This window comes from Sphingopyxis sp. QXT-31 (assembly GCF_001984035.1).
In the GTDB taxonomy this organism is placed as follows: Bacteria; Pseudomonadota; Alphaproteobacteria; order Sphingomonadales; family Sphingomonadaceae; genus Sphingopyxis.
The window spans coordinates 2,038,132-2,060,704 of sequence record NZ_CP019449.1 but is presented as its reverse complement, the minus strand read 5'-3'; the positions used below and the strand labels follow the sequence as shown (position 1 = coordinate 2,060,704).

The following is a 22,573-nucleotide window of genomic DNA, read 5'->3' as shown; positions in this document are numbered from 1 at the left end:
AGAATCAAAAAATGGGTGAGGCATGGTGCGGATAAGGGCGGTTCTAACTTCGGTCTTGCTGGTCTCGGCGGCGCATCCGGCGCTCGCGCGCGACCTGCTCGTCAGCGATCAGGCGCAATATAAGGCTGCGGTCAAAAAGGCGCAGCCGGGCGACACGATCATCCTCGCCGACGGCGAGTGGCGCGACTTCCAGATCGTCTTCACCGGCACCGGCACGGCGGACAAGCCGATCGCGCTGACCGCGCAGACCAAGGGCAAGGTGCTGCTCACCGGCCAATCGAACCTGCGCATCGGCGGCCGCCACTTGCTCGTTTCGGGCCTCATCTTCAAGAACGGGTCGAGCCCGACGTCGGAGGTCATCAGCTTCCGCCGCGACTCGAAGACGCTCGCGAGCGACACGCGCGTGACCGAGGTCGTTATCGACGGGTACAGCAAGGCCGACCGCCGCGCCGAGGATATCTGGGTCGCGCTCTACGGCACCGGCAACCGCGTCGACCATTCGCATTTCGAGGGCAAGACCAATGCGGGCGTGACGCTCGCGGTGGTCCGCCGCGCGGGCGACCCGCTCGATAACCGCCACCGCATCGATCATAATTATTTCGGCCCGCGCCCGCCGCTGGGCTCGAACGGGGGCGAGACGATCCGCATCGGTACCAGCGAGGAATCGCTCTCGGCGTCGAACACGGTGGTCGAGCGCAATATCTTCGACCGCACCAGCGGCGAGGTCGAGATCGTCTCGGTCAAGTCGGGCGGCAATATCCTGCGCGAAAATCTCGTGCTCGAAGCGCAGGGCGCCTTCGTTCTCCGCCACGGCAACGGCAATATCGTCGAGCGCAACATCTTCCTCGGCAAGGGCGTGCCCGACACCGGCGGGGTGCGCGTGATCAACCGCGACCAGGTGGTGCGCGGCAATTATTTCGAGGGGCTGGCCGGGACCTCGTTCAAGAGCGCGCTCAGCGTGATGAACGGCGTGCCGAACTCGGCGATCAACCGCTATCATCAGGTCGCGGGTGCGCGGATCGAGAATAACAGCATCATCGACAGCGCGCGCATCACATTGGCGGCAGGCGCCGATGCCGAACGCTCGGCGGCGCCCATCGACAGCAAGTTCGAACGCAATCTGATCGTCGGCGCGAAGGGCGAGGACCCGTTCCGCGCCGAGGGCGAGATCGGCGGCATCGCGCTCGCCGGCAATGTCGAGGCGAAGGTCGCCAAGCCTCTGCTCGGCGCGGGCGTCGAGCAGCGCGAGGTGAAGCTCGAGCGCGCCGCGAACGGCCTGCTTTACCCGACCGACCCGGCGCTCGCCGCGGTCGGCGCGCCGCGCGACCTCCAGCCCGTGACGCGCGAAGAGGTCGGCGCGAGCTGGTATCGCGGCGAGGCGCCCGAAGCGGCGTTCGGCACCGGCACCACCCACCCGCTCGCTGCGGGCGCCTCGCTCGCTGCGGCGGTCGCCGATAGCCGGGCGGGCGATACGCTGTTGCTCGCGGCGGGCACCTATGAGGTCGCCGCGCCGCTTGCGCTGCGCCACCGCCTGACCATCGCCGGCGCGAAGGATGCGAAGCCCGTGCTACGCGTCGCGTCGGGGCTCGCGCGGATCGAGGGCGGCGGCGGTTTGCGGCTCGAAAATCTCGAAGTCGATGCGCGCGCGGCGGCGGGCGAGGGCGCATTGATCGCGGTCGGCCCCGGCGTCGCCCCCAATTACAGCATCACCCTAACGAGCGTGTCGGTGGCCGGCCCTGGCAAGGGTCGCCTAGACGGCATCGCGATGGCACCGGGTACCTTTGCCGCCGATGTGACCATAAAGAACAGCGCCTTTGCTGAAATGGGCGTCGTCGCCGCCGCGACCGGCGAGCAGGAGCCCAAGGGCTGGTACCCGATGGAGCGGCTGACGATCGCGGCCAGCAACTTCGCGCGCGTCGCGATGGTCGCCGACCTGCTGCGCAAGGGCACCGACGAAAGCACCTTCGGCCCCTGGTTCGCAATGACCGGATCGAGCGTTGCCGACAGCGGCGCCGGCGGCGCGTCGCTGCGCATTTCGGGCGCCCAGCACGCGGATATTATGCAGAATAAATTCGCCAAGTCGGAGGGCATCGTCGTGATCCACTCGGTCGGCGCGCCCGAGACGCGCATCGCGTCGAACGCCTTCGCCGCGACCCCCGCGCCGCGGATCGAGGAACTCGCGTGGAAAGGCCCGCCGCGCGGGCTGATCGAGCTCAATGTGGAGGCGCGCCCGTGACCCGCACCCTCGCGCTCCTGCTCGCCGCCGCGACCCTGCACACCATCCCGGCGAACGCCCAGACCCCGCCCGCAGCCGCCCCGCAAGCCTATTCCCCGCTCTTTGCCGGGGAGGTCGAGCGCGCGCGGCGCGACGTCGAGGCGTCGATCAAGGCGGGCATCAACGTGCCCGTGCCCAAGGACCCCGGCGGCGGCTTCACCCACGAGCAGCACAAGCGCAATTATCGCGTGATCTTCGAGGGCGGGCAGCTCTTCCGCATGACCGGCGATACGCGTTACCGCGATCATGTCCGCGACATGCTGCTCGCTTATGCCGACCTCTACCCAGGGCTCGGACCGCATCCGGCCAAGGCCAACCAGACCGCCGGCCGCCTCTTCTGGCAGAGCCTCAACGACAGCGTATTCCTCGTCAACGCGGTGCAGGGCTATGCCGAGATCCGCGCGTCGCTCTCCGCCGCCGACCGCCAGCGCATCGACGACCGGGTGATCCGCCCGATGGCACATTTCCTGTCCGACGGCTCGCCCGAGGTGATCGACCGCATCCACAATCACGCGACCTGGGCTGCGGCGGGTGTTGGACTGTCGGGATATCTGCTCGGCGACCGCGACCTCGTCGACAAGGCGCTGCTCGGGCTCGACAAGAGCGGCAAGGCAGGGTTCCTGCGCCAGCTCGACCTGCTCTTCTCGCCCGACGGCTATTATGCCGAAGGGCCCTATTATCAGCGCTATGCGCTCCAGCCTTTCGTTGTCCTCGCGGCCGCGATCGCGGCGAACGACCCCGACCGCCGGATTTTCGAGTACCGCGATGGGATCGTGCTGAAGGCGATCCGTACCGCAATCGACGTCACCCACGACGGGTTTTTCCTGCCGATCAACGACGCGATGCCCGACAAGAGCCTGCGCACCGAGGAGCTCTATCACGCGGTCGCGATCGCCTATGGCGCGACCAAGGATCCGGCCTTCCTGTCGATCGCCGAGTGGCAGGGGCGCACCGTGCTGACCCCCGCGGGGCAGGCGATGGCGGCCGATCTCGCGGCGGGCAAGGCGAAGCCCTGGCCCTTCGGCTCACGGCTGCTCTCCGACGGCCCAGATGGCAAGCAGGGCGCGCTCGTCCTGCTGCGGACCAAGCCCGATCCGAGCGGGCCGCTGCTCGTCGCCAAGAATACGGTGCAGGGCATGGGCCATGGTCATTTCGACCGCCTCGGCTGGCTCTATTATGACGAGACCGGCGCGGTGGTGACCGATTATGGCGCCGCGCGCTTCCTGAATGTCGAGGCGAAGCAGGGCGGGCGCTACCTCCCCGAAAACGACAGCTGGGCGAGCGCGACGATCGCGCACAACACGCTGATCGTCGACGAGCAAAGCCATTTCGGCGGCGACTGGAAGGCGGGCGAGAAGGCCGGCACGCGCCAGCTCGCGGCGTCGCTCGACGGCCCGACGCGCTATGCGATCGGCGCAATCGACAGCGCGTACAAGGACGTTGCGTTCCGCCGCGCGCTGCTGCTGGTCGAGGTCGGCGGCCTCGCCAATCCGCTGGTGCTCGATATCCTCCACCCAACTGGCAGCGGCAGGCATCGTTACGACCTGCCGCTGCATTTTTCGGGGCATATCATCGACAGCGACATCGCCTTCGAGCGGAAGCTCGCCGAGCGGCCGGTGCTGGGTACCGCGAACGGCTACCAGCATCTGTGGGTCGACGGCGAGGGGAGCAAGGCGGGCAAGGCGCGGCTGACGTGGATGCAGGGCAGCCGCTTCTACTCCTATCATATGCTGCCGCCCGCGGGCGCGCGCTTCATCGTCGCCGAGAGCGGCGCCAACGATCCCGACTTCAACCTCCGCCGCGAACCGGTGGTGATCCAGCGCGTCGACGGCGCCGGCGACGCGACCTTCGTCAGCCTGCTCGAGCCGCATGGCGCTTACGACGCGTCGGCCGAGACCGTCGTCGCGAGCAGCGCGCGCGTCACCGGCCTCGAGCATCGCCGCGAAGCCGGCGCCGATGTCGTTCTCGTCACGCTCGTCGACGGTCGCCGCATCGCCATCGCAGTCGCCGACGACGTCGCCGCGGGCGCGAAGCACAGCGTCACCATCGACGGCTGCACGCTGGCCTGGACCGGCCCCGTCGGCCGCCTCGACCTCGCCAAGACCGGAGCGAAGCAATGAACAATCTCAAGGGCCGCTTCCGCTGGTGCGTGATCGGGCTGATCGCGCTCGCGACCGTCATCAACTACATCGACCGCAACGCGCTCGCGGTGATGTGGCCCGAGGTGTCGAAGGAAATCGGCGCGTCGAAGGAAGATTATGCGCTGCTGGTGACGATCTTCATGATCTTCTATGCCTTCGGCCAGTCGCTCTTCGGGCGCGTCTTCGACGCGATCGGCACAAGGATGGGTTTCACCATCTCGATCGTCGTCTGGTCGCTGTCCATCGCGGCGCACGCATTGGTGCGCTCGATGCCGCTGCTAATGGTGCTCCGCGCGACGCTGGGGATCAGCGAGGCGGGCAACTGGCCCGGCGCGGCCAAGGCCAATGCGCTGTGGTTCCCGTCGCGCGAGCGTGCGCTGGCGCAGGGCATCTTCAACGCCGGCGCCTCGCTCGGCGGGATCGTGTCGGCGCCGCTGATCGCGCTGCTGTTCGTGCAATTCGGCTGGCACGGCACCTTTCTGCTGATCGGTGTGCTCGGCTTCGTCTGGCTCATTCCGTGGCTCTGGTTCTACAAGGCCGATCCCGACAAGCATCCGGGGCTGAGCGAAGAAGAGCGCACCTATATCCTCACCGGCCGCACGGAGGCGGGCCGCGACGACGACCGCCGCGTGCCGCTGGGCGAGCTGCTGCGCTATCGCCAGAGCTGGGGCGTCATCCTTTCGCGCTTTTTCCTCGACCCCGTCTGGTGGCTTTTCGTGTCGTGGCTGCCGATCTATCTCGCCGAAACCTTCGGCTTCGACGTCAAGCAGATCGGGCTCTTCGCCTGGGTACCCTTCGTCGGCGCGATGCTCGGCAGCCTGTTCGGCGGCTGGCTCGCGGGACGGATCATCGGCAAGGGCGGCAGCGTGCACAAGGCGCGCATGACGACCATCGCGATCGGCTGTGCGATCATGCTGCCGTCGCTGCTGCTGACGATCGGCGCGAGGGATCCCTTGACCGCGGTGCTGCTGATCGCCTGCATTCTTTTCGGCTTCCAGATGGCGATCGGCAATATCCAGACGCTGCCCAGCGACTATTTCGGCGGCGGCGCGGTCGGCAGCCTCGCAGGGATCAGCGGCACCGCCGCGGTCGCCGGCACGCTGATCACCACCTGGCTCGTCCCAGCGCTCACCGAGACGAGCTACGCGCCGATCTTCGCGCTCTCCGCGGCGATCGTGCCCATCTCTTTCCTGTGCTTCTGGCTGGTCGGCGGCCGCGTCGCACCGGTCACCGTCAAACCCGCCAACAATCAAGAATAAGGAACTGCATCCAATGAATCTCCAGGGGAAAACCGCGCTCGTCACCGGCGGCGGCCGCGACATCGGACGCTCGGTCTCGATCGCGCTCGCGCGCGCCGGCGTCCGCGTCGCTATCAACTACAACAGCGGCCGCGAGGCGGCCGAGGATACGCTGAAGGCGATCAAGGACACGGGCGGCGATGCCTTCCTGATCCAGGCCGACGTCACCGACAGCGCCGCGGTCAAGGCGATGCTCGACGAGGTCGGCGTCGCGTTCAGCGGCCGGCTCGACATCCTCGTCAACCTCGCGGGCGGCATGGTCGCGCGCAAGACCTTGAGCGAGATGGACGAGGCCTTCTTCGACCATGTCATGACGCTCAACCTCAAATCGGCCTTCCTCGTGCTCCAGGCGTCGTTGCCCTTCCTCGGCGAAGGGTCGGCGGTGGTGAACGTCTCGTCGCTCGCGGGGCGCGATGGCGGCGGCCCCGGCGCGTCGGTCTATGCGACCGCGAAGGGCGCGCTGATGACCTACACCCGTTCGATGGCGAAGGAACTCGGGCCGCAGGGCATTCGCGTGAACGCGGTGTGCCCCGGGCTGATCGGGACGAGCTTCCACGACATCTTCTCGAAGCCCGAGGGGCGCGCCGCGACCGCGGGCAACACGCCGCTGCGCCGCGAAGGCCATCCCGACGAGGTCGCCGACACGATCGTCTATCTCGCCTCGCCGGGCGCGAGCTTCCTCGCGGGCGTCTGCCTCGACATCAACGGCGGGCTGGCCTTCTCGTGATGCGCTGGCTTACCGCAACCGCCGCCTGCGTGCTGCTTGCGGGCGGCGCGCAGGCGCAGACGCGCGAACGGACCGACGCGCCGCCGCTCGAGCCGTACAAGATCATCTTCGTCGGCGACTCCACCATGGCGCCGCACAGCGGCTGGGGCGGGGCCTTCTGCGCGCATCATGTGAAGTCGTCGGTCGCGTGCCTCAACGCCGGGCGTGGTGGGCGCAGCACGCGCAGCTACCGCCAGGAGGGCGGCTGGGACATCGCGCTCGCCGAGGCGAAGGTGCCGGGTTACCGCGGCACCTGGGTGCTGATCCAGTTCGCGCACAACGACCAGTCGTCGCGCCCCGAACGCTGGACCGACGAGACGACCGAATTCCCCGCGAACCTCAAGCGCTTCGTCGAAGAGGTCAAGGCCGCAGGCGCCACGCCCGTGCTCGTCACTCCGCTAACGCGCCGCGAGTTCAAGGACGGCAAGCTCAGGAACACGCTCGCCAGCTGGTCCGACCAAGTGCGGACCGTCGCCAAGGCGATGGACGTTCCGCTGGTCGATTTGAACGCGCTCAGCGCCGCACAGGCGCAGGAGATGGGGCCGGAGATCGCGACCAAGCTCGCGCAGGAGCCGCCGACCGACGAGGAACTCGCCGCGGCGAAGGCGGGCACGACGCTCACCGCGCGCCCGGCGCCGCCCGAACCCGCGCCGATCGCCGGGGACGGGGCGCGCGGGCAGGTGACGCGCAAGTTCGACTATACCCACCTCGGCGACGTCGGGGCGGGGGTCACCGCCAAGCTGGTGACGCAGGCGCTGGCGCGTGCGGTCCCCAGCCTGCGGAGCCAGCTCGTGCCTTGACGGATTTGTATGGCAAAATGGACTAACCAATTTGCCATACACTATTGTTGACAAATTGGCCGCCATGCTCGACAGCATCGGCCATAAGAGAATCGATTTTCAGGGAGAGACGACGTGACTTCTCGCAATCCGATCCGCGCGCGCAGCCTGCGCGCCGCGTTGCTGGCCGGTGCCGGTTCGACGCTGCTGGTCGCCGCCATGCCCGCGACCGCGCAGGAAAGCCCGCCGCCGCCGGACGCGGTGCAGGAGGAGGATGCGATCGTCGTCACCGGCATCCGCGAGACGATCCAGAATTCGATCAACACGAAGCGCGAGGAGACAGCGATCGTCGATGCCTTGTCGTCGGACGACATCGGCGACATCCCCGCCATCTCGGTGGGGCAGGCGATCCAGACGATCACCGGCGCGACAACGCACCGCGAAAAGGGCGACGCGTCCGAAATCGCACTGCGCGGGCTCGGCCCCTTCCTGTCCAACGCGACCTTCAACGGCCGTGACGCCACGAATGGCAGTGGCGACCGCTCGGTCAATTTCAACCAGTTCCCGTCGGAGCTGGTCAACAACATCAAGATCTACAAAACGCAGCAGGCGAGCCTCGTCGAGGGCGGCGTTGCGGGGACGATCGAGATCGGCACGCTGCGCCCGCTCGACTTCGGCAAGACGCGCCTGCAGGGCGAGATCAAGGCGCAATACAACCCCTATGGCGACCGCATCACCGGCGGCTCGGGCGGCGTCGGCTGGCGCGGGACGCTGAGCTATGTCGACCAGTTCGCGAACGACACGATCGGCATCGCGATCGGCGCGCAGCGCAACGACACCAACAATCCCGAAGAAACCTATGCCGCGTCCACCACTTGGACCGCATGCCAGGCCGCGCCGGTCGTCGCGAACAACAATTGCAACGAATATACGCGCGACGAATATGGGCAGGACCTGCCCTTCTACCTCGTCCCCAACGCTTACACCTTCCGCCAGATCAGCGAGACCGACAAGCGCGACGCGATCTTCGGCGCGATCCAGTGGCAGCCGTCGGACACGCTCGATATTAACCTCGACGTCCAATATTCGAAGCGCACCTATGTCGAGAGCCGCCGCGACCTCAACCTGTCCGAGGGGCGCTACGGCCTGACCAACGTCGTCTTTGACGAGAATGGCATCGTCCAGAGCCTCAATGGCATCAGCTCGCTGGAATCGAACGGCTCCGAACTGTCGCGCGCCGAACAATATATCGGCGGCGGGCTGTCGGTCGAATGGCAGCCGACCGACCGGCTGACGATCAACCTCGACGGCAGCTATTCGCGCACGATCCGCAAGGAAATCGAACGCAACGTCCGCCTGCGCACCGACCCCACCGACGTCAACGGCGTGCGCACCGTCTTCAACAACATGCGCATTCCCTACACCTATTCGATCACGCCGGGCAGCTTCGTACCGACGATCACGATCGATCCGCGCTTCGACCTCAATAATCACAATCTCTTCTGGGACGATGCGCGTTTCCGCCGCGACGAGAGCAAGCGCCGCAACGAGATCTACGCCGGCCGGTTCGACGCCGCCTACGAGTTGGACGGTCTCCTCAAAACGCTGTCGGCGGGCGCGCGCTGGTCGCATCTGACCTACCGCGACTATGACGTGCGCAACGGCGACTTCAACCTGACCCCGCCGATCGCCGAGGATCGCCGGATCAACAATCTCTGCCGCCAGGCCTTTCCGCAGACCGATTTTCTGTCGGCGGCCGAGGGTAACAGCGTCAACAGCTGGGCGACCTTCGACGTCGACTGCCTGTTCCGCGAATATATGGGCAGCGAGGACCCGGGCCTCCCCGCCGACACGCGCTCGGTCGCCAATCGCGACGTCACCGAACGCACGCTCGCGGGTTATGTCATGGCCGAATATGGCGGCGATCTCGGCGCCATGCCGGTGCGCGGCAATGTCGGCGTGCGCGTCGTCAAGACCGACGTGACCTCTAACGGGCTGCGCAGCGACCTCAGCATCGTCACCAACCCCGACGGCACGATCCGTCTCGAAACCTCGGGCGATTTCGACACGGTGACGATCAAGAGCAGCAACACGCGCATCCTGCCCAGCATCAACGCGATCTTCGAGGTCGCGCCGAACACGCTGGTGCGCGCCGCGGGCTATCGCGCGATGTCGCGTCCGAACCCCAGCGCGCTCGGCGCGGGGCGGACGATCCTGCTCGAGGACGGCACCAGCTTCACCTCGGTCGAGGACGCGATCCGCAACATCACCGCCAACGGCAGCCCGCGCCTCAAGCCGCTGATGTCGTGGAACGCCGACCTCGCCTTCGAATGGTATCCGAACAAGGACAGCCTCCTCTCGGCGACGGTCTATTACAAGCAGTTCACCGGCGGCTTCCAGCCGGTGGTGTTCGACGAGGATTTCACCATCGACGGCCAGAGCGTCGCGATCCCGGTGACCCAGTCGCGCAACAGCCCCGACAAGTCGCGCATCTACGGCCTCGAACTCACCGCCGCGACGCGCTTCTCCTTCCTGCCCAAGCCGCTCGACGGGTTGGGCGCCAAGCTCAGCTACAATTACGCCGATTCGAATTTCGAGACGCAGGACATCCGTCTCGGCGACCAATACGCCCCCGAGACCGACACCGTCAGCCCGGGCATCATCCCCGCGGCCAATATTTCGGGCTATTCGAAGCACGTGCTGTCGGCGCAGGCCTATTACGAGCTCGGCCCGGTGTCGCTGCAGGCGATCTACAATTACCGCTCGCGCTATTTCCAGGACTTCGTCGGCGGCAACAGTCAGCTCCGTTATGTCGGGCCCAGCGAGACCGTCGATTTCCGCGCTTCGCTCGACCTGATGAAAGGCGTGTCGCTGCGCTTCGAAGCGCTCAACATCTTCAACGAGCCCAAGGCGACCTACATGCCCGTCTATGGCAGCAGCCGCCAATATCATTATTATGGCGCCAAATATTTCATCGGCATGCGCGCGCGGATCTAGAAAACGTTTTCGGTCATGGGCTTCAAACTTGTCATACCGGATTGTATGGACATGACGATGTCTACAGCGGGGAGATGACTGACCATGGCCGAACGCCGCCTTTTCGAAGATGTTGCCGACACGATCCGGCGCCTGATTCTCGACGGGACCTTTCCGCCGGGGACAAGGCTGCCGGGTGAGCGCGAGCTGTCAGAACGCTTCGAGGTGAGCCGCGTGACGATCCGCGAGGCCGAGATCGCGCTGCAGGCGACGGGGTGGATCCACATCCGCACCGGCGCGGGCGCCTATGTCGAGGCGGTGCTGCCCGGCGACAATGCGGTGCTGCCCAAGGTCAGCGCCTTCGAACTGACCGAGGCACGCTCGCTGTTCGAGGCCGAGGCCGCGGCGCTCGCCGCGCCGACCATCTCGTCCGAGACGCTCGAAAAACTCGACGAATTGCTCGTGGCAATGGCCGACGATAGCAAGAGCGAGGAAGAGATCAGCGCGATCGACCGCGAGTTCCACATGACGATCGCCGCGGCGTCGAGCAACAAGGCGATCATCCATGTGATCGAAAGTCTGTGGCGGATGCGCATGGAATTGCCCGAGGTGCGCAGCAGCCACTCGCTCGTTTGCCGCAAGGACGGCGCGGCGCGCCAGGCCGAGCATGCCGACGTCGTCGCGGCGCTGCGCAAGCGCGATGCGGCGGGCGCGCGGCTCGCGATGCGGCGCCATTTCAACCGGCTGATCGAATCGATGCTCGACGAGACCGAGGAACGCGCGATCGTCGAACTGCGCCGCCAGTCGGCCGAAAGCCGCCAGCGCTATCTGCTGACTGCCAAGCTCGCCTGATGCCCGGCGCGCCCGATCCGGTTGCGGCGCTGCACGCTGCGCGGCTTTCGGGCCGGGCGCTCCCCGCCTTTCCGGCGCCGGTTCCGGCGACCCTCGCCGACGCCTATGATATCCAGCGGCGCCTGACTGCGGCGCTAGGTGTGCCGGTGCTCGGGTGGAAGGTCGGGCGCATCCCGCCCGCGCTCGTCGAGACGCTCGGCGCCGAGCGCATTGCGGGCCCGGTGCTGCGTATCGCTGAACTGGGCGGCGCAGCGGGTGAGGCGATGGTCTTCGACGGCGGCGCGGGGGCGATCGAGGCCGAGGTGATGCTTCGCCTGCGTGCCGTCCCCGACGCGGACGTGAGCGGCAGCGACGACGGCGCGCGGTGGATCGACGACATCCGTGCGGGTTTCGAGGTCGCCAGCTCACCCGCGCCCGATGTCCACGCCCATGCGCCGTTCGGTATCGTCGCCGACATCGGGATCAACAACGGTCTGCTGCTCGGCCCACAGCTTGACCTCGCCGATTTCGCGACGCTGGCCGTCGAAACGCGGGTCGAGGGCCAGCCGGTCGGCACCGGCCGCGCGATCGACGTGCTCGACGGGCCGTGGGGATCGCTGAACTTCCTCCTCGGCCTCCACCGCCGCGGCATCATCGAACTCGCGCCCGGCCAGTGGATCTCGGCCGGCGCGATCACCGGCGTGCATCCCATCATTATCGGCCAGCGCGCCGAGGCAAGTTTCGGCGCCGCCGCGACCATCGCCTGCACCGCAGTAGCGGAGACCGGCTTCCGGTCATGATCGCGCCCGAAGGCCCCATCGCCTGCTTCGGCGAGATCGTGCTGCGCGTCTCGGTCCCGCACGGCGAACTGCCGTTGCAGTCGGCGCGCTTCGACGCCTATGTCGGCGGCGCCGAGGCCAATGTCGCGGTCGCGCTGGCCGCGCTTGGGCGCCTCACGACGATGATCAGCGCGGTGCCTGAGGGTCCCATCGGTGACGGCGTGCTCGGCGAGCTGCGCCGCCACGGCGTCGATGTCGCGCCGGTGCTGCGCCCCGCGGGCCGCATGGGGCTCTATTACCACCTCCCCGGCGGTGCGATGCGCCCTGCCGAGGTTGTCTACGACCGCGCCGCTTCGGCCTTCGCCGAGATCAGGTCCGAGAGCTGGGACTGGGATGCGCTGCTCGCGGGCGTCGGCTGGCTGCACCTGTCAGGGGTCACCCCCGCGCTCGGCCCTGCCGGCGCCGCCGCCGCGCTAGAAGCCGCGACCCGCGCGCGGGTCGCGGGGATCGGCGTCTCCTTTGACGGCAATTGGCGCGGGCGCCTGTGGGAGCGCTGGCAGCCCGACCCCGCCTCGATCCTCAAACCCATCGTCGCGCAGGCGACCCTGCTCTTCGGCAACCACCGCGACGCCGCGTTGCTGCTCGGCCGCGATTTTTCGGGCGAAGGCGCCGACCGCCGGCGCGAGGCCGCGCTCGCGCTGCTCGACGCCTTTCCGTCGCTGACACATGTCGCCTCGACCGCGCGCGAGATCGTCGCGCCCGATACGCACCGCATCGCCGCGCGCATCGATACGCGGGACGACAGCGGGGCGACCGAGCCCACGCCGATCGCCCCGGTGATCGACCGCGTCGGAACCGGCGATGCCTTTGCCGCGGGGGTGCTCGACGGGCTATGGTCGGGCAAGACGCTGACCGATGCCGCGCGCCACGGCCTCGCGCTCGCCGCGCTCAAGCACGGCCTGCGCGGCGACTTCGCGCCCTTTTCGCGCGCGGCGGTCGAGCAGGCGTCTTTCGGGACGCAGGACATTGCGCGCTAGGCCAACGCCGCGCGGATCATGAGGCGCGACCTCGGCGGCTTCGCGGCAATTGGGTAGCCAGCTTGCGGCTCCCCGCCGCTCCAATGCGCAATCCTGTCATTGAGGACCAGGCGCCTATCGCGCATCCTGGGTTCGTGAAGAGCAGGTCCAACCAGTGCCCACGGGGCTACGCCAGTTCGTGGATCCCCAGCGGCAGGAGCGTGGATCGGGCGCAACGGACGCCCGAGGCTCTCCGGTCGCGATCGGACACTGGTGCCGGCTACAGGATTCGAACCCGTGGCCCCCTGATTACAAATCAGGTGCTCTACCAACTGAGCTAAGCCGGCGTACCACGCGCCCTTTGCGTCAAATGATGCCGAAGGTCCAGCCCTCGGTGCGCGCGAGGCCCTCGGTGAGAGGGACGGGGGACCATGGCGCATCGTCCCCTGCGATCGCGCGGAGCCAGGCGGCGGTCAGTAGCGCGTCGCTGGCGTGGTCGCTCACCGGTCCGGCGAATCCGGCGGGCGGGGAGCCGAGCGCCGCCAGCGCGGCGTCGAGCGCGGCGCCGTCGCGGATCTTGCTGCGCCCGCCGCCGATCCCCGCCGCGCGCGCCGCGAGGCTGGTGTAGATTTCCACGAGCAACGGGCCTTTGGGCGGCGCGGGCTCGAGCGGCCAGAGGGGCAGGCGGCCACGCAGGCGGTGGAGCAGGCGCATCCCCGACAGGCTCGCCTTGCCGACCTGCGCCGCGCCGACGAGGTTGAAATTGCTGACGCTTGCCGCTTGTTTCGTCGCGCGCTGGTGCCGCTCGACGACGCGCAGCCGCCCCGCGCCCGCCTCGAACAGATCGCCGACGCCGCCGCGGCCGTGGCGGAAATGGCGCCGCGCCTCGGGATGCGCCAGGAAGCTCGCGATCTCATAATGCGCATCTCCGGCCGCCAGCGTCTCGACGAGCGCCCAGAGCGCCGGCAGGTCGGCGGGGCTGTCCGCCCATTCGGGAAAATAGGCCCCGCGATCCTCGAAGGCGAAGGCCGCCGAAAAATCGAAGCCGATCAGCATGTCGGCCCCCGATGCCGCGACCTCTTCGAGCCACGCCAATATCTCGGCGCGCGACCAGATATGTCCGGGGCGTACCAGTTCGGGCGCCGCCGTCCCGCTAGCCACCGCCAGCGCGATGCCGCGCTGGCGCAGCCCGCGCGCGCCCGACCAGTCGATCGCGGCGAAGTGTTGAAAACGGCGCATGCCCGGCCTCTAGCGCGCGCTTGCCGCTTGCACAAAGGGGCGCGGCGTCCCACATGCCCCCCATGCTGATCGAAACCGAATCGACGCCCAATCCCGCGACGCGCAAATTCCTGCCCGGCCGGGCGGTCATGGAAAGCGGCACCCGCGACTTCGCGAGCCCCGAGGAAGCGCAGGCTTCGCCGCTCGCGACCGCGCTTTTCACCCTCGGCGACGTCACCGGGGTCTTCTTCGGCCGCGACTTCGTCTCGGTGACGATCGCGCCGGGCGCCGAATGGGCCGATGTGAAGCCCGACGTCCTCGGCATCGTGATGGACCATTTCCTCGCCGACATGCCGCTCTTCCACCCCGCGAGCGCCGCGGGCTTCTCGGTTCCCGCCGAGGATGAGAGCTTTGCCGACGATCCCGCCGACGCCGAAATCATCGAACAGATCAAGGAACTGATCGAGACGCGCGTCCGCCCCGCAGTCGCCAACGACGGCGGCGACATCGTCTATCGCGGCTTCGACAAGGGCAATGTCTATCTCAAGATGCAGGGCGCCTGCGCCGGCTGCCCCTCGTCGACCGCGACGCTGAAGAACGGCATCGAATCCCTGCTCAAACATTATGTGCCCGAAGTGACGGCAGTCCACGCCGTCTGACCCTTTCCATCAGGAGAATGACCCGATGAGCGAGCCGCTTTCCAACGAGGCCCTCGACCAGCTGTTCCGCACCGCGCGCACCTATAATGGCTATGTCGACAAGCCGGTGAGCGAGGAGCAATTGCACGCCATCTGGGACCTGGTGAAATATGGCCCGACCAGCGCCAACAGCCTGCCCGCGCGGATCGTCTGGGTCACCTCGGACGAAGCCAAGGAAAAGCTCGCGGCACTGGCGTTGCCCGCCAATGGCGACAAGATCCGCAAGGCGCCGGTGACCGCGATCATCGGCATGGACCTCGAATTCTACGAGAATCTGCCCGAGCTCTTCCCGCACGCGGATGCAAAGAGCTGGTTCGACAGCAACGCCGAACTGGCGCACGCGACCGCCTTCCGCAATTCCAGCCTGCAGGGCGCCTATTTTATCCTCGCGGCGCGCGCGCTCGGGCTCGACACCGGACCGATGTCGGGCTTCAGCAACGAGGCGGTCGATGCCGCCTTCTTCGCCGACCAGCCGACGGTGCGCAGCAACTTCATCTCGACGCTCGGCTATGGCGACCCCGCGACCATCTTCGACCGCAGCCCGCGGCCCGGCTTTGACCGCTTCAACCGCATCGTCTGAGGCCCGCCGCCTCGTCATCGACTCCGCCAGCGAGGCCTGTTCGGTTGCGCTGTTCGCCGGCGCACGACTGGACGACTTTCGCCACGAAGTGATCGGCCGCGGCCATGCCGAGCGGCTCGTCCCGCTGATCGCCGAGCTGGCCGGCGGCGGGCGCGCCGATGCGATTTTCGTCGGCTGCGGCCCGGGCAGCTTCGCGGGCGTGCGCATCGGCGTCGCTGCGGCGCGCGCGCTGGCGCTCGGCTGGCAGGTGCCGGTGCAGGGCTTTTCGACTTTGGCGCTGGTTGCCGCGGCGGCCGCGGACGTCGTCGCCGCTGCGGGCGGCGCGCTCGTTGTGATGGAGGGCGGGCACGGCCAGTGGTTCGTCCAGCCCTTCGCCGCCGACCTGTCGCCGCGCGCTGCGGTGCAGTCGCTGCTGCCCGGCGCCGCGATCGAGCGGGGCGACGCGCTGGTCGTCGGCAACCGGGCCGAGGCCTTCGTCGCACAGCGCGGCCATGGCACCGCGCTGGCGATGCTGCCCGACGCGCGCGCCTTTGCACGGCTGCCCGCGGGGGCGATCTTCGCCGATCCCAGCCCGATCTACGGCCGCGCGCCCGACGCCAAGCCGATGGTTGTCTCCTCATGAGCGACGATATCCGCCTCGCCACCGCGCGTGTCGCCGACCTCGCGGCGGTGATGCAGGTGATGGAGGCGGCGTTCGACCCCGCCTATGGCGAGGCATGGAGCCGGGCGCAGTTGCTCACCCTCTTCGCCTTGCCCTCGGCGCGCGTCTGCCTCGCATGGGACGGCGAAACCCCGTGCGGCTTTTCGGCGGCGCGCATCGCCGGCCCCGAGAGCGAATTATTGCTCCTCGCGGTCGATCCCGAGTGGCGCGGCCGCGGGGTCGGCGCGCTACTGATGGCCGACTGGCAGGGCTGGGCGGCGGCCGAAGGTGCCGAAGACTATTTCCTCGAAATGCGCGCCGACAACGACGCCGTTCATCTCTATCGGCAGAGCGGTTTTTCGGAATGCGGTCGCCGCAAGGACTATTACCGCGGTGCCGACGGGACGATCCGCGACGCGATTACGATGCGTCGTTTCCTCCACAACCGAGATAACTAGGGTAACCAGCTTGCGGAAGCGACGCCAAAGTGGCATGGGCAAGTGCGGATGAAGAAGACTCTCAATATTCGTCATCCAACTTCTGGGTATAACAAATAAGGAATCTGTCCCATGTCGGAGCAAGCCGATACCAGCGAAATGCTGGTCACCCTTACGGCGGATATTGTCGCTGCCCATGTCAGCAACAATAGCGTCGCGATCTCGGATCTTTCGGTGCTTATCAATAATGTGCATGCCGCGCTTTCGGGCCTCGGCACCCAGGTGATCGAAGAAGAGAAGCCGGTTCCGGCGGTTTCGATCCGCACCTCGGTCAAGCCGGACTTCATCGTCTGTCTCGAAGACGGCAAGAAGCTCAAGATGCTGCGCCGTCATTTGATGACGCATTATGGCATGACCCCCGACGACTATCGCGCCAAGTGGGGCCTGCCCGCCGACTATCCGATGGTCGCGCCCAACTATGCCGAAAAGCGCCGCGCGCTGGCCAAGGAAATCGGCCTTGGCACCAAGGGCCGCGGCGGCGGTCGCAAGCCCAAGGTCAAGAAGGCGGCCTGAGGCGCTTCGAACGACGGCCCGGCAGGGCAGGTGAGGGCGGTGCCGCGATGGTGCCGCCCTTGTCCTATGAGCGGGCCGTGCCTATACAGATTACAGAAGAACGACACGGCTGCATATTGCAGGAAAGGCCCGCATGCCCGGTACCATCGACCTCGAAGCTTTGTGCCACGAAAAGGGGCTGCGTATTACCGAGCAGCGCCGCATCATCGCGCGCGTGATCTCCGACAGCGAAGATCATCCCGATGTCGAGACGCTCTATGAACGCGCGTCGAAAATCGACAGCGGCATCTCGATCGCGACCGTCTATCGCACCGTGCGCCTGTTCGAAGAGGCGGGCATCCTCGACCGACATGATTTCGGCGATGGCCGCTCGCGCTACGAAGCCGCGCCCGAGGCGCATCACGACCATCTGATCGACGTCGAAACGGGCAAGGTGATCGAATTCGTCGATCCCGAGCTCGAGGCGTTGCAGAAAGTGATCGCCGAACGGCTGGGTTTCCGCCTCGTCGACCATCGCATGGAGCTTTACGGTGTCTCCCTCGGTCGCGACAAGGGCTGACGCCGCCCGCATAACCTGGCGCACGGTCGCGCGTCTCGCCCTGATGGTGCTGACGCTGCTGTTCCTGATCGTCCCGCATCTCTGCTACCGCGCCGTGGGCCGTCCTTCGCCGATGGTCATGGCCTTCCTCAACGCCGTCGGCTGGATCGCGGGACTGCGTATCCGCACCACCGGCACGCGGCTGCGGCGCGACGTCTTGTTCGTCTCGAACCACGTCAGCTGGCTCGACATCCTCGCGCTCGGCGGCGCGGCGCGCTCGGCCTTCGTGTCGAAGGCCGAGGTCGAGACGACGCCGCTCGTCGGCTGGCTCGCCGACCAGAACAAGACCATCTATGTCCAGCGCGAGGCCAAGCGCGAGATCCACAATCAGGCGAACAGCCTGCGCGAAGCGCTCGCGCGCGGGCGCCCGGTTACTTTGTTTCCGGAGGGTACGACCGGGCCCGGCGACGGGTTGCTACCCTTTCGCGCTTCGCTGTTCCAGGCGATCGTCCCGATCCCGCCGAAGCTGCGCGTCCAGCCGGTGTTCCTCGACTATGGGGCAGAGTCGAGCGACATCGCCTGGCTCGACCCCGAATCGGGCCTCGACAATTTCAAACGGTTGCTCGCGCGGCGGCGTGCGATCCCGCTGACCATCCATTATCTCGAGCCGCTGCCCGACCATGTCGAGCAGGACCGCAAGGCGATCAACGAGGCCGCGCGCGCCGCGATCGCCGCCGAAATCGCGGCGAATGCGCGCCCTTCCGCCGCGTGGCGGCATCGCCTATAGCGCGCCGATGAAATCCGACTCTCCCCAAAATTCTCAAAAGACATTCCACGTCAAATCCTTCGGCTGCCAGATGAACGTCTATGATGGCGAGCGCATGGCCGAGATGCTGGGCGCCGAGGGCTATGTGCCCGCCGCAGACGGCGCCGACGCCGACCTCGTCGTGCTCAACACCTGCCACATCCGCGAGAAAGCGGCCGAGAAGGTCTATTCGGACATCGGCCGGCTCAAGCGCGCCGACGGCAGCACCCCAACGATCGCCGTCGCGGGCTGCGTCGCGCAGGCCGAGGGGGCGGAGATCGCGCGCCGCGCGCCGAGCGTCGATGTTGTCGTCGGCCCGCAGGCCTATCACCGGCTGCCCGAGCTGATCGCGAAGGCGGCGAAGGGCGAAAAGGCGATCGACCTCGACATGCCGCTCGACAGCAAGTTCGGCGCGCTGCCGAAGCGTGCGGGCGGCCAGCGCCCGACCGCCTTCCTGACGGTGCAGGAGGGCTGCGACAAATTCTGCACCTATTGCGTCGTACCCTACACGCGCGGGGCCGAGATCAGCCGGCCCTACGCCGACCTGATCGCCGAGGCGCAGGCGCTCGTCGCGGGCGGGGTCCGCGAAATCACTTTGCTCGGACAGAACGTCAACGCGTGGGACGGCGACGATGCGAAGGGCCGGGCGATCGGCCTCGACGGGCTGATCCGTGAACTCGCGCGGATCGATGGGCTGGAGCGCATCCGCTACACCACCAGCCATCCGAACGACATGACCGACGGGCTGATCGCCGCGCATGGCGAGATCCCCGAACTCATGCCCTTTCTCCACCTGCCGGTGCAGGCGGGCAGCGACCGCATCCTTGCGGCGATGAACCGCAGCCACAGCGTCGAAAGCTATCTTCGCGTGATCGAACGCGTCCGCGCCGCGCGTCCCGACATCGCGGTTTCGGGCGACTTCATCGTCGGTTTTCCGGGCGAGAGCGAGGCAGATTTCCAGGCGACGCTCGATATCGTCCGCGCGACCAATTATGCGATGGCGTACAGCTTCAAATATTCGCGCCGCCCCGGCACGCCCGCCGCGACGATGGACGATCAGGTCGACGAGGCGGTGATGAACGACCGCCTCCAGCGGTTGCAGGCCTTGCTCAACGAACAGCAGCACACGTTCAACGCCGCGACCGTCGGCCGCACGACGCGGCTGCTGCTCGAACGCAAGGGCAAGCTCGAGGGTCAGTTGATCGGCAAAACGCCTTGGCTGCAATCGGCGCATCTTATCGCACCGGGGCTGGCCATCAGCGACATGGTCGATGTAGAGATCGTCTCGGCTGGTCCGAACAGTCTGGGCGCAATGGTGCGCCAATTGCAGGAGGCTTGATGTCCAAACGCCCACTCGCCGCAGCGCCCGCCGAACCCGGCGATCGCGTCCGATTGACGGCCGAGTTTGAAAGGACACAGCTTCTGGGAATCCTGTTCGGCGAATTCGACCGCAACCTTGTGGCGATCGAAAACCGGCTCGGCGTCTATATCTCGGCGCGCGGCAACCGCGTCCAGATCGAGGGAGAGGCCGAGGCAGCGGCCCGCGCGCGCGACGTGCTCGTCGATCTCTACAATCGCGCCGAACAGGGGCAGGAGGTCGACGCGGGCATGGTCGACGGGGTGATCGCGATGTCGGCGCAGCCGACGCTCGACGGCATCATCCGCCACGACACCGACGCCGCGCCGCCGATCATGATCCGCACGCGCAAGAAGACGATCGTCCCGCGCGCGCCGTCGCAGGTTCCCTATATGCAGGCGCTGGCGCGCGAGGACGTGATCTTCGCGCTCGGCCCCGCGGGGACGGGCAAGACCTATCTGGCGGTCGCGCAGGCCGTCGCGCAGCTCATCACCGGCAGCGTCCAGCGCCTCATCCTCTCGCGCCCCGCGGTCGAGGCGGGCGAGAAGCTCGGCTTCCTGCCCGGCGACATGAAGGAAAAGGTCGATCCCTATCTCCGCCCGCTCTACGACGCGCTCCACGACTGCCTGCCGGCCGAGCAGGTCGAGCGCCGTATCGCGAGCGGAGAGATCGAGATCGCGCCGCTCGCCTTCATGCGCGGCCGCACCCTCGCCGACGCCTTCATCATCCTCGACGAGGCGCAGAACACCACCATCCCGCAGATGAAGATGTTCCTCACTCGCTTCGGCATGAACAGCCGCATGGTGATCTGCGGCGACCCGAAGCAGGTCGACCTGCCGATCCCCGCGACCTCGGGCCTCGCCGATGCGGTCGCACGGCTCGAGGGGCTGGAGGGCATCAACGTCAGCCGCTTCACCAGCGCCGACGTCGTCCGCCACCCGATCGTCGGGCGCATCGTCGATGCCTATGAGGGACCGGGGGCCTAGCTTCCGGTCTTGCGGAAGATCACCGTGGCCGCGCCATTGGGTCCGGCGCCGATTTCGCGCGTCCCGCGCCGTGTCACGCCGTCGGGCCAGCGGACTTGGTAGACGAACCGACCTGCCATCGGCCTGGCGTATCCGGTCTGCACCTCGTTCCATCGGCAGGCAAAGCGATCCCAAGGATCGGGGAGTTTGCGCACGCACACTTTGAAGGCAAAGCTATTGATCAGCAAAACCTCTCCGGCGGGCGGATCGGTAGCGAACAGGATGCCACTGGGGCGCGGCGATGGCGCCGCGGCGGGCGCCGTCTTAGGAGGGGTCGCCTTGCGCGGCTTCGCCGCTGCTGCGACCGGCTTGCGCGGCTTCGGCGTGGGGCCGGCGGATTCGGGCGGCGGTGGCGACGGTGGCGGGCAATCGTCGTCCGCCGTTACGAATGGCAGGGTCGGGGTCGGCGGCCGGAGACCGAAGTTCAGCTGCGACACCATCTCGGTATAGGCCGCGCTCTTGGATATTTGCCCGGCGAGACGGTCGCGCTCGAATTTCGCAAGCGGCATTTCATAAACGAACGACGGGAATTGCGCGCCGACCAGCGCGGCCCGCACCCGCGCCGTCTCGATCGCGATACCGGCTTGGCCGCGTAGCGCCGGGTCGATCCCGTCGATACCCAGGTCCGGCGGCGCACAGGTTCTGAGGTTGATCCGTGCCGGGTCGGCGGCCGCCGCGCTGACCGTTTGCGCGCGCTCCGCGATCTCTGCCTCGGCAGCCAGGCGCAGGTCGTAATAGCCATCGGGATACCAGTCCTGCGGCGGCACTACGGCTTCGAGCTTCGTCATCGCAGCCGGATCGGGTTCGGCCTGCTCCTGCCCCAGCGCGGGTTCAGCCAAAACAGGCAGCAGCAGGATCGACCAACGGCGCACCGGTCAGCTCCCGCTTTTCTTGAAGGTGACGGTGACCGCTTCGTCGCTGTCATAAATGGGGACGATATCGCGCGTGCCCTTGCGCACCGTCCCGTCGGGCCATTTGACCTGATAGACATAGCGGCCCGACAGGGGCTTTGCTACGCCGGTTTCGATTTCGTTCCATTTGCACGCGAAACGGTCCCACGGGTTGGCTGCCTTGCGCGTACAGACCTTGAAGGCAAAGGCGTTGACGAGCAGCACTTCGCCCCCGGGTGGAGAGGTTTTTACGGTCACTGGCCCGCCTTCGCCCGCGCCGCAGCCTCCGTCGGCGACGACGCGCGGCAATTTCGGGGCGAGCCGCATCCGGTTGGTTTCGAGCGCGGTCGCGAGCGCCGAATAGGGATCGGCTTGGCCCTCTGCGCCTTCCTCGCCCGAATCCGACCCCGGATCGTAAAAGGGAGAGTCAAAAACCGGCGGTTCCCTACCCGCGGCCTCGGCGGCGGCATAGGCGGCCTCCCATTCCGCCAGCCGAAGGGCTTCGGCTTGCGGATCGGGGGCGCTCGCGGCTTCCGCGATCTTGGCGCGCTCGAACGCCAGCAGCGGTTCGGCATAGACGCCGACCGGATATTTCAACCGCCCCATCTCGGATCGCAACCGCGCAACCTCGCTCGCGGCAAAGCCATATCGTGCGGTGATCGGATCGACTTCGAGCGCGGGGGGCGATTCCGCGCCGCAATCATAGACATCATATCGACTACCCAGCCCGTCGTCCCAGTCGCTCACCAGTTCGTCAGTCGCGCGTGCCTGTTCGGCGATATCGGCCTCGGCGGCGATGCGGACGTCGTAATAGCCCTCGGGATACCAGCTTTGCGGCGGCACCTTGGCCTCGATCGCCTTCAGCGCGGCGGCGTCGGGCGGCGTCTGCGCCTGTGCCGCGGCCGGTCCTGTCAGCGCCGCCAGCGCGGCGATCATCCCCCCAATCCGCAT

The 22,573-nt window shown here is 67.3% G+C and carries 21 protein-coding genes and 1 tRNA gene; 18 read left to right on the top strand and 4 right to left on the bottom strand.

Annotated features, from left to right (window positions below):
- Nucleotides 1–55: 55 nt before the first annotated feature.
- The 9 genes from BWQ93_RS09900 to BWQ93_RS09860 all read left to right on the top strand — a co-directional run bounded on the left by BWQ93_RS09900 (nt 56) and on the right by BWQ93_RS09860 (nt 12,882).
- Complete coding sequence (locus BWQ93_RS09900) at nt 56–2,236, top strand: chondroitinase-B domain-containing protein (RefSeq protein WP_198040510.1); 2,181 nt, start codon at nt 56–58, stop codon at nt 2,234–2,236.
- Nucleotides 2,233–4,395 (top strand): heparinase II/III domain-containing protein, encoded by a 2,163-nt coding sequence (locus BWQ93_RS09895; protein WP_077030399.1) that lies wholly within the window; start codon nt 2,233–2,235, stop codon nt 4,393–4,395. The genes BWQ93_RS09900 and BWQ93_RS09895 overlap by 4 nt, the downstream gene beginning before the upstream one ends.
- Nucleotides 4,392–5,675 (top strand): MFS transporter, encoded by a 1,284-nt coding sequence (locus BWQ93_RS09890; RefSeq protein ID WP_077030398.1) that lies wholly within the window; start codon nt 4,392–4,394, stop codon nt 5,673–5,675. The genes BWQ93_RS09895 and BWQ93_RS09890 overlap by 4 nt, the downstream gene beginning before the upstream one ends.
- A 13-nt stretch (nt 5,676–5,688) precedes the next feature.
- Nucleotides 5,689–6,441: an SDR family NAD(P)-dependent oxidoreductase gene (locus tag BWQ93_RS09885; RefSeq protein ID WP_077030397.1), complete on the top strand. Its 753-nt coding sequence runs from the start codon at nt 5,689–5,691 to the stop codon at nt 6,439–6,441.
- Nucleotides 6,441–7,280, top strand: a complete 840-nt coding sequence (locus BWQ93_RS09880) for a rhamnogalacturonan acetylesterase (RefSeq protein WP_077030396.1) — start codon at nt 6,441–6,443, stop codon at nt 7,278–7,280. The genes BWQ93_RS09885 and BWQ93_RS09880 overlap by 1 nt, the downstream gene beginning before the upstream one ends.
- 114 nt (nt 7,281–7,394) lie before the next feature.
- The gene (locus BWQ93_RS09875) at nt 7,395–10,256 is read left to right on the top strand and encodes a TonB-dependent receptor (protein WP_077030395.1); all 2,862 of its coding nucleotides are present in this window, start codon (nt 7,395–7,397) and stop codon (nt 10,254–10,256) included.
- 84 nt (nt 10,257–10,340) lie between these two features.
- Nucleotides 10,341–11,087 (top strand): FadR/GntR family transcriptional regulator, encoded by a 747-nt coding sequence (locus tag BWQ93_RS09870; RefSeq protein ID WP_077030394.1) that lies wholly within the window; start codon nt 10,341–10,343, stop codon nt 11,085–11,087.
- Nucleotides 11,087–11,866, top strand: a complete 780-nt coding sequence (locus tag BWQ93_RS09865; protein WP_077030393.1) for a 2-keto-4-pentenoate hydratase — start codon at nt 11,087–11,089, stop codon at nt 11,864–11,866. The genes BWQ93_RS09870 and BWQ93_RS09865 overlap by 1 nt, the downstream gene beginning before the upstream one ends.
- Nucleotides 11,863–12,882, top strand: a complete 1,020-nt coding sequence (locus BWQ93_RS09860) for a sugar kinase (protein ID WP_077030392.1) — start codon at nt 11,863–11,865, stop codon at nt 12,880–12,882. Before BWQ93_RS09865 ends, BWQ93_RS09860 begins: the two co-directional genes overlap by 4 nt.
- Before the next feature lie 250 nt (nt 12,883–13,132).
- Here the strand turns inward: BWQ93_RS09860 and BWQ93_RS09855 are convergent.
- A tRNA-Thr gene (locus BWQ93_RS09855) sits at nt 13,133–13,208 on the bottom strand.
- A gap of 19 nt (nt 13,209–13,227) precedes the next feature.
- Nucleotides 13,228–14,100, bottom strand: coding sequence for a hypothetical protein (locus tag BWQ93_RS09850; RefSeq protein WP_077030391.1), 873 nt, complete (start codon nt 14,098–14,100; stop codon nt 13,228–13,230).
- Nucleotides 14,101–14,162: 62 nt separating this feature from the next.
- Between BWQ93_RS09850 and BWQ93_RS09845 the strand changes: the two genes are divergently transcribed.
- The 9 genes from BWQ93_RS09845 to BWQ93_RS09805 all read left to right on the top strand — a co-directional run bounded on the left by BWQ93_RS09845 (nt 14,163) and on the right by BWQ93_RS09805 (nt 20,693).
- Entirely contained in the window at nt 14,163–14,738 is a 576-nt protein-coding gene (locus BWQ93_RS09845; RefSeq protein ID WP_077030390.1) for a NifU family protein, read from the top strand.
- Between the two features lie 25 nt (nt 14,739–14,763).
- Nucleotides 14,764–15,357, top strand: coding sequence for a malonic semialdehyde reductase (locus BWQ93_RS09840; RefSeq protein ID WP_077030389.1), 594 nt, complete (start codon nt 14,764–14,766; stop codon nt 15,355–15,357).
- Nucleotides 15,332–15,979, top strand: coding sequence for a tRNA (adenosine(37)-N6)-threonylcarbamoyltransferase complex dimerization subunit type 1 TsaB (tsaB, locus tag BWQ93_RS09835; RefSeq protein WP_077030388.1), 648 nt, complete (start codon nt 15,332–15,334; stop codon nt 15,977–15,979). The genes BWQ93_RS09840 and tsaB overlap by 26 nt, the downstream gene beginning before the upstream one ends.
- Nucleotides 15,976–16,455: a GNAT family N-acetyltransferase gene (locus BWQ93_RS09830; RefSeq protein WP_077030387.1), complete on the top strand. Its 480-nt coding sequence runs from the start codon at nt 15,976–15,978 to the stop codon at nt 16,453–16,455. Before tsaB ends, BWQ93_RS09830 begins: the two co-directional genes overlap by 4 nt.
- 111 nt (nt 16,456–16,566) lie before the next feature.
- A complete protein-coding gene (locus BWQ93_RS09825) occupies nt 16,567–17,007 on the top strand; it encodes a MucR family transcriptional regulator (protein WP_077030386.1) in 441 nt (146 codons plus the stop codon).
- 133 nt (nt 17,008–17,140) lie between these two features.
- On the top strand, nt 17,141–17,566 hold the full coding sequence (locus tag BWQ93_RS09820) for a Fur family transcriptional regulator (RefSeq protein WP_077030385.1): 426 nt from the start codon (nt 17,141–17,143) through the stop codon (nt 17,564–17,566).
- Nucleotides 17,538–18,332, top strand: coding sequence for a lysophospholipid acyltransferase family protein (locus BWQ93_RS09815; RefSeq protein WP_077030384.1), 795 nt, complete (start codon nt 17,538–17,540; stop codon nt 18,330–18,332). Before BWQ93_RS09820 ends, BWQ93_RS09815 begins: the two co-directional genes overlap by 29 nt.
- A gap of 7 nt (nt 18,333–18,339) precedes the next feature.
- A complete protein-coding gene (gene miaB, locus BWQ93_RS09810; RefSeq protein WP_077032311.1) occupies nt 18,340–19,689 on the top strand; it encodes a tRNA (N6-isopentenyl adenosine(37)-C2)-methylthiotransferase MiaB in 1,350 nt (449 codons plus the stop codon).
- Nucleotides 19,689–20,693 carry a PhoH family protein gene (locus BWQ93_RS09805; RefSeq protein WP_077030383.1) on the top strand — a complete coding sequence of 335 codons (1,005 nt, stop codon included), beginning with the start codon at nt 19,689–19,691 and terminating at the stop codon, nt 20,691–20,693. The genes miaB and BWQ93_RS09805 overlap by 1 nt, the downstream gene beginning before the upstream one ends.
- On the opposite strand, the gene BWQ93_RS09800 is transcribed toward BWQ93_RS09805, so the two are convergent.
- Nucleotides 20,690–21,604, bottom strand: a complete 915-nt coding sequence (locus BWQ93_RS09800; protein ID WP_077030382.1) for a hypothetical protein — start codon at nt 21,602–21,604, stop codon at nt 20,690–20,692. The genes BWQ93_RS09805 and BWQ93_RS09800 overlap by 4 nt on opposite strands.
- A 3-nt stretch (nt 21,605–21,607) precedes the next feature.
- Entirely contained in the window at nt 21,608–22,573 is a 966-nt protein-coding gene (locus BWQ93_RS09795) for a hypothetical protein (RefSeq protein WP_156878198.1), read from the bottom strand.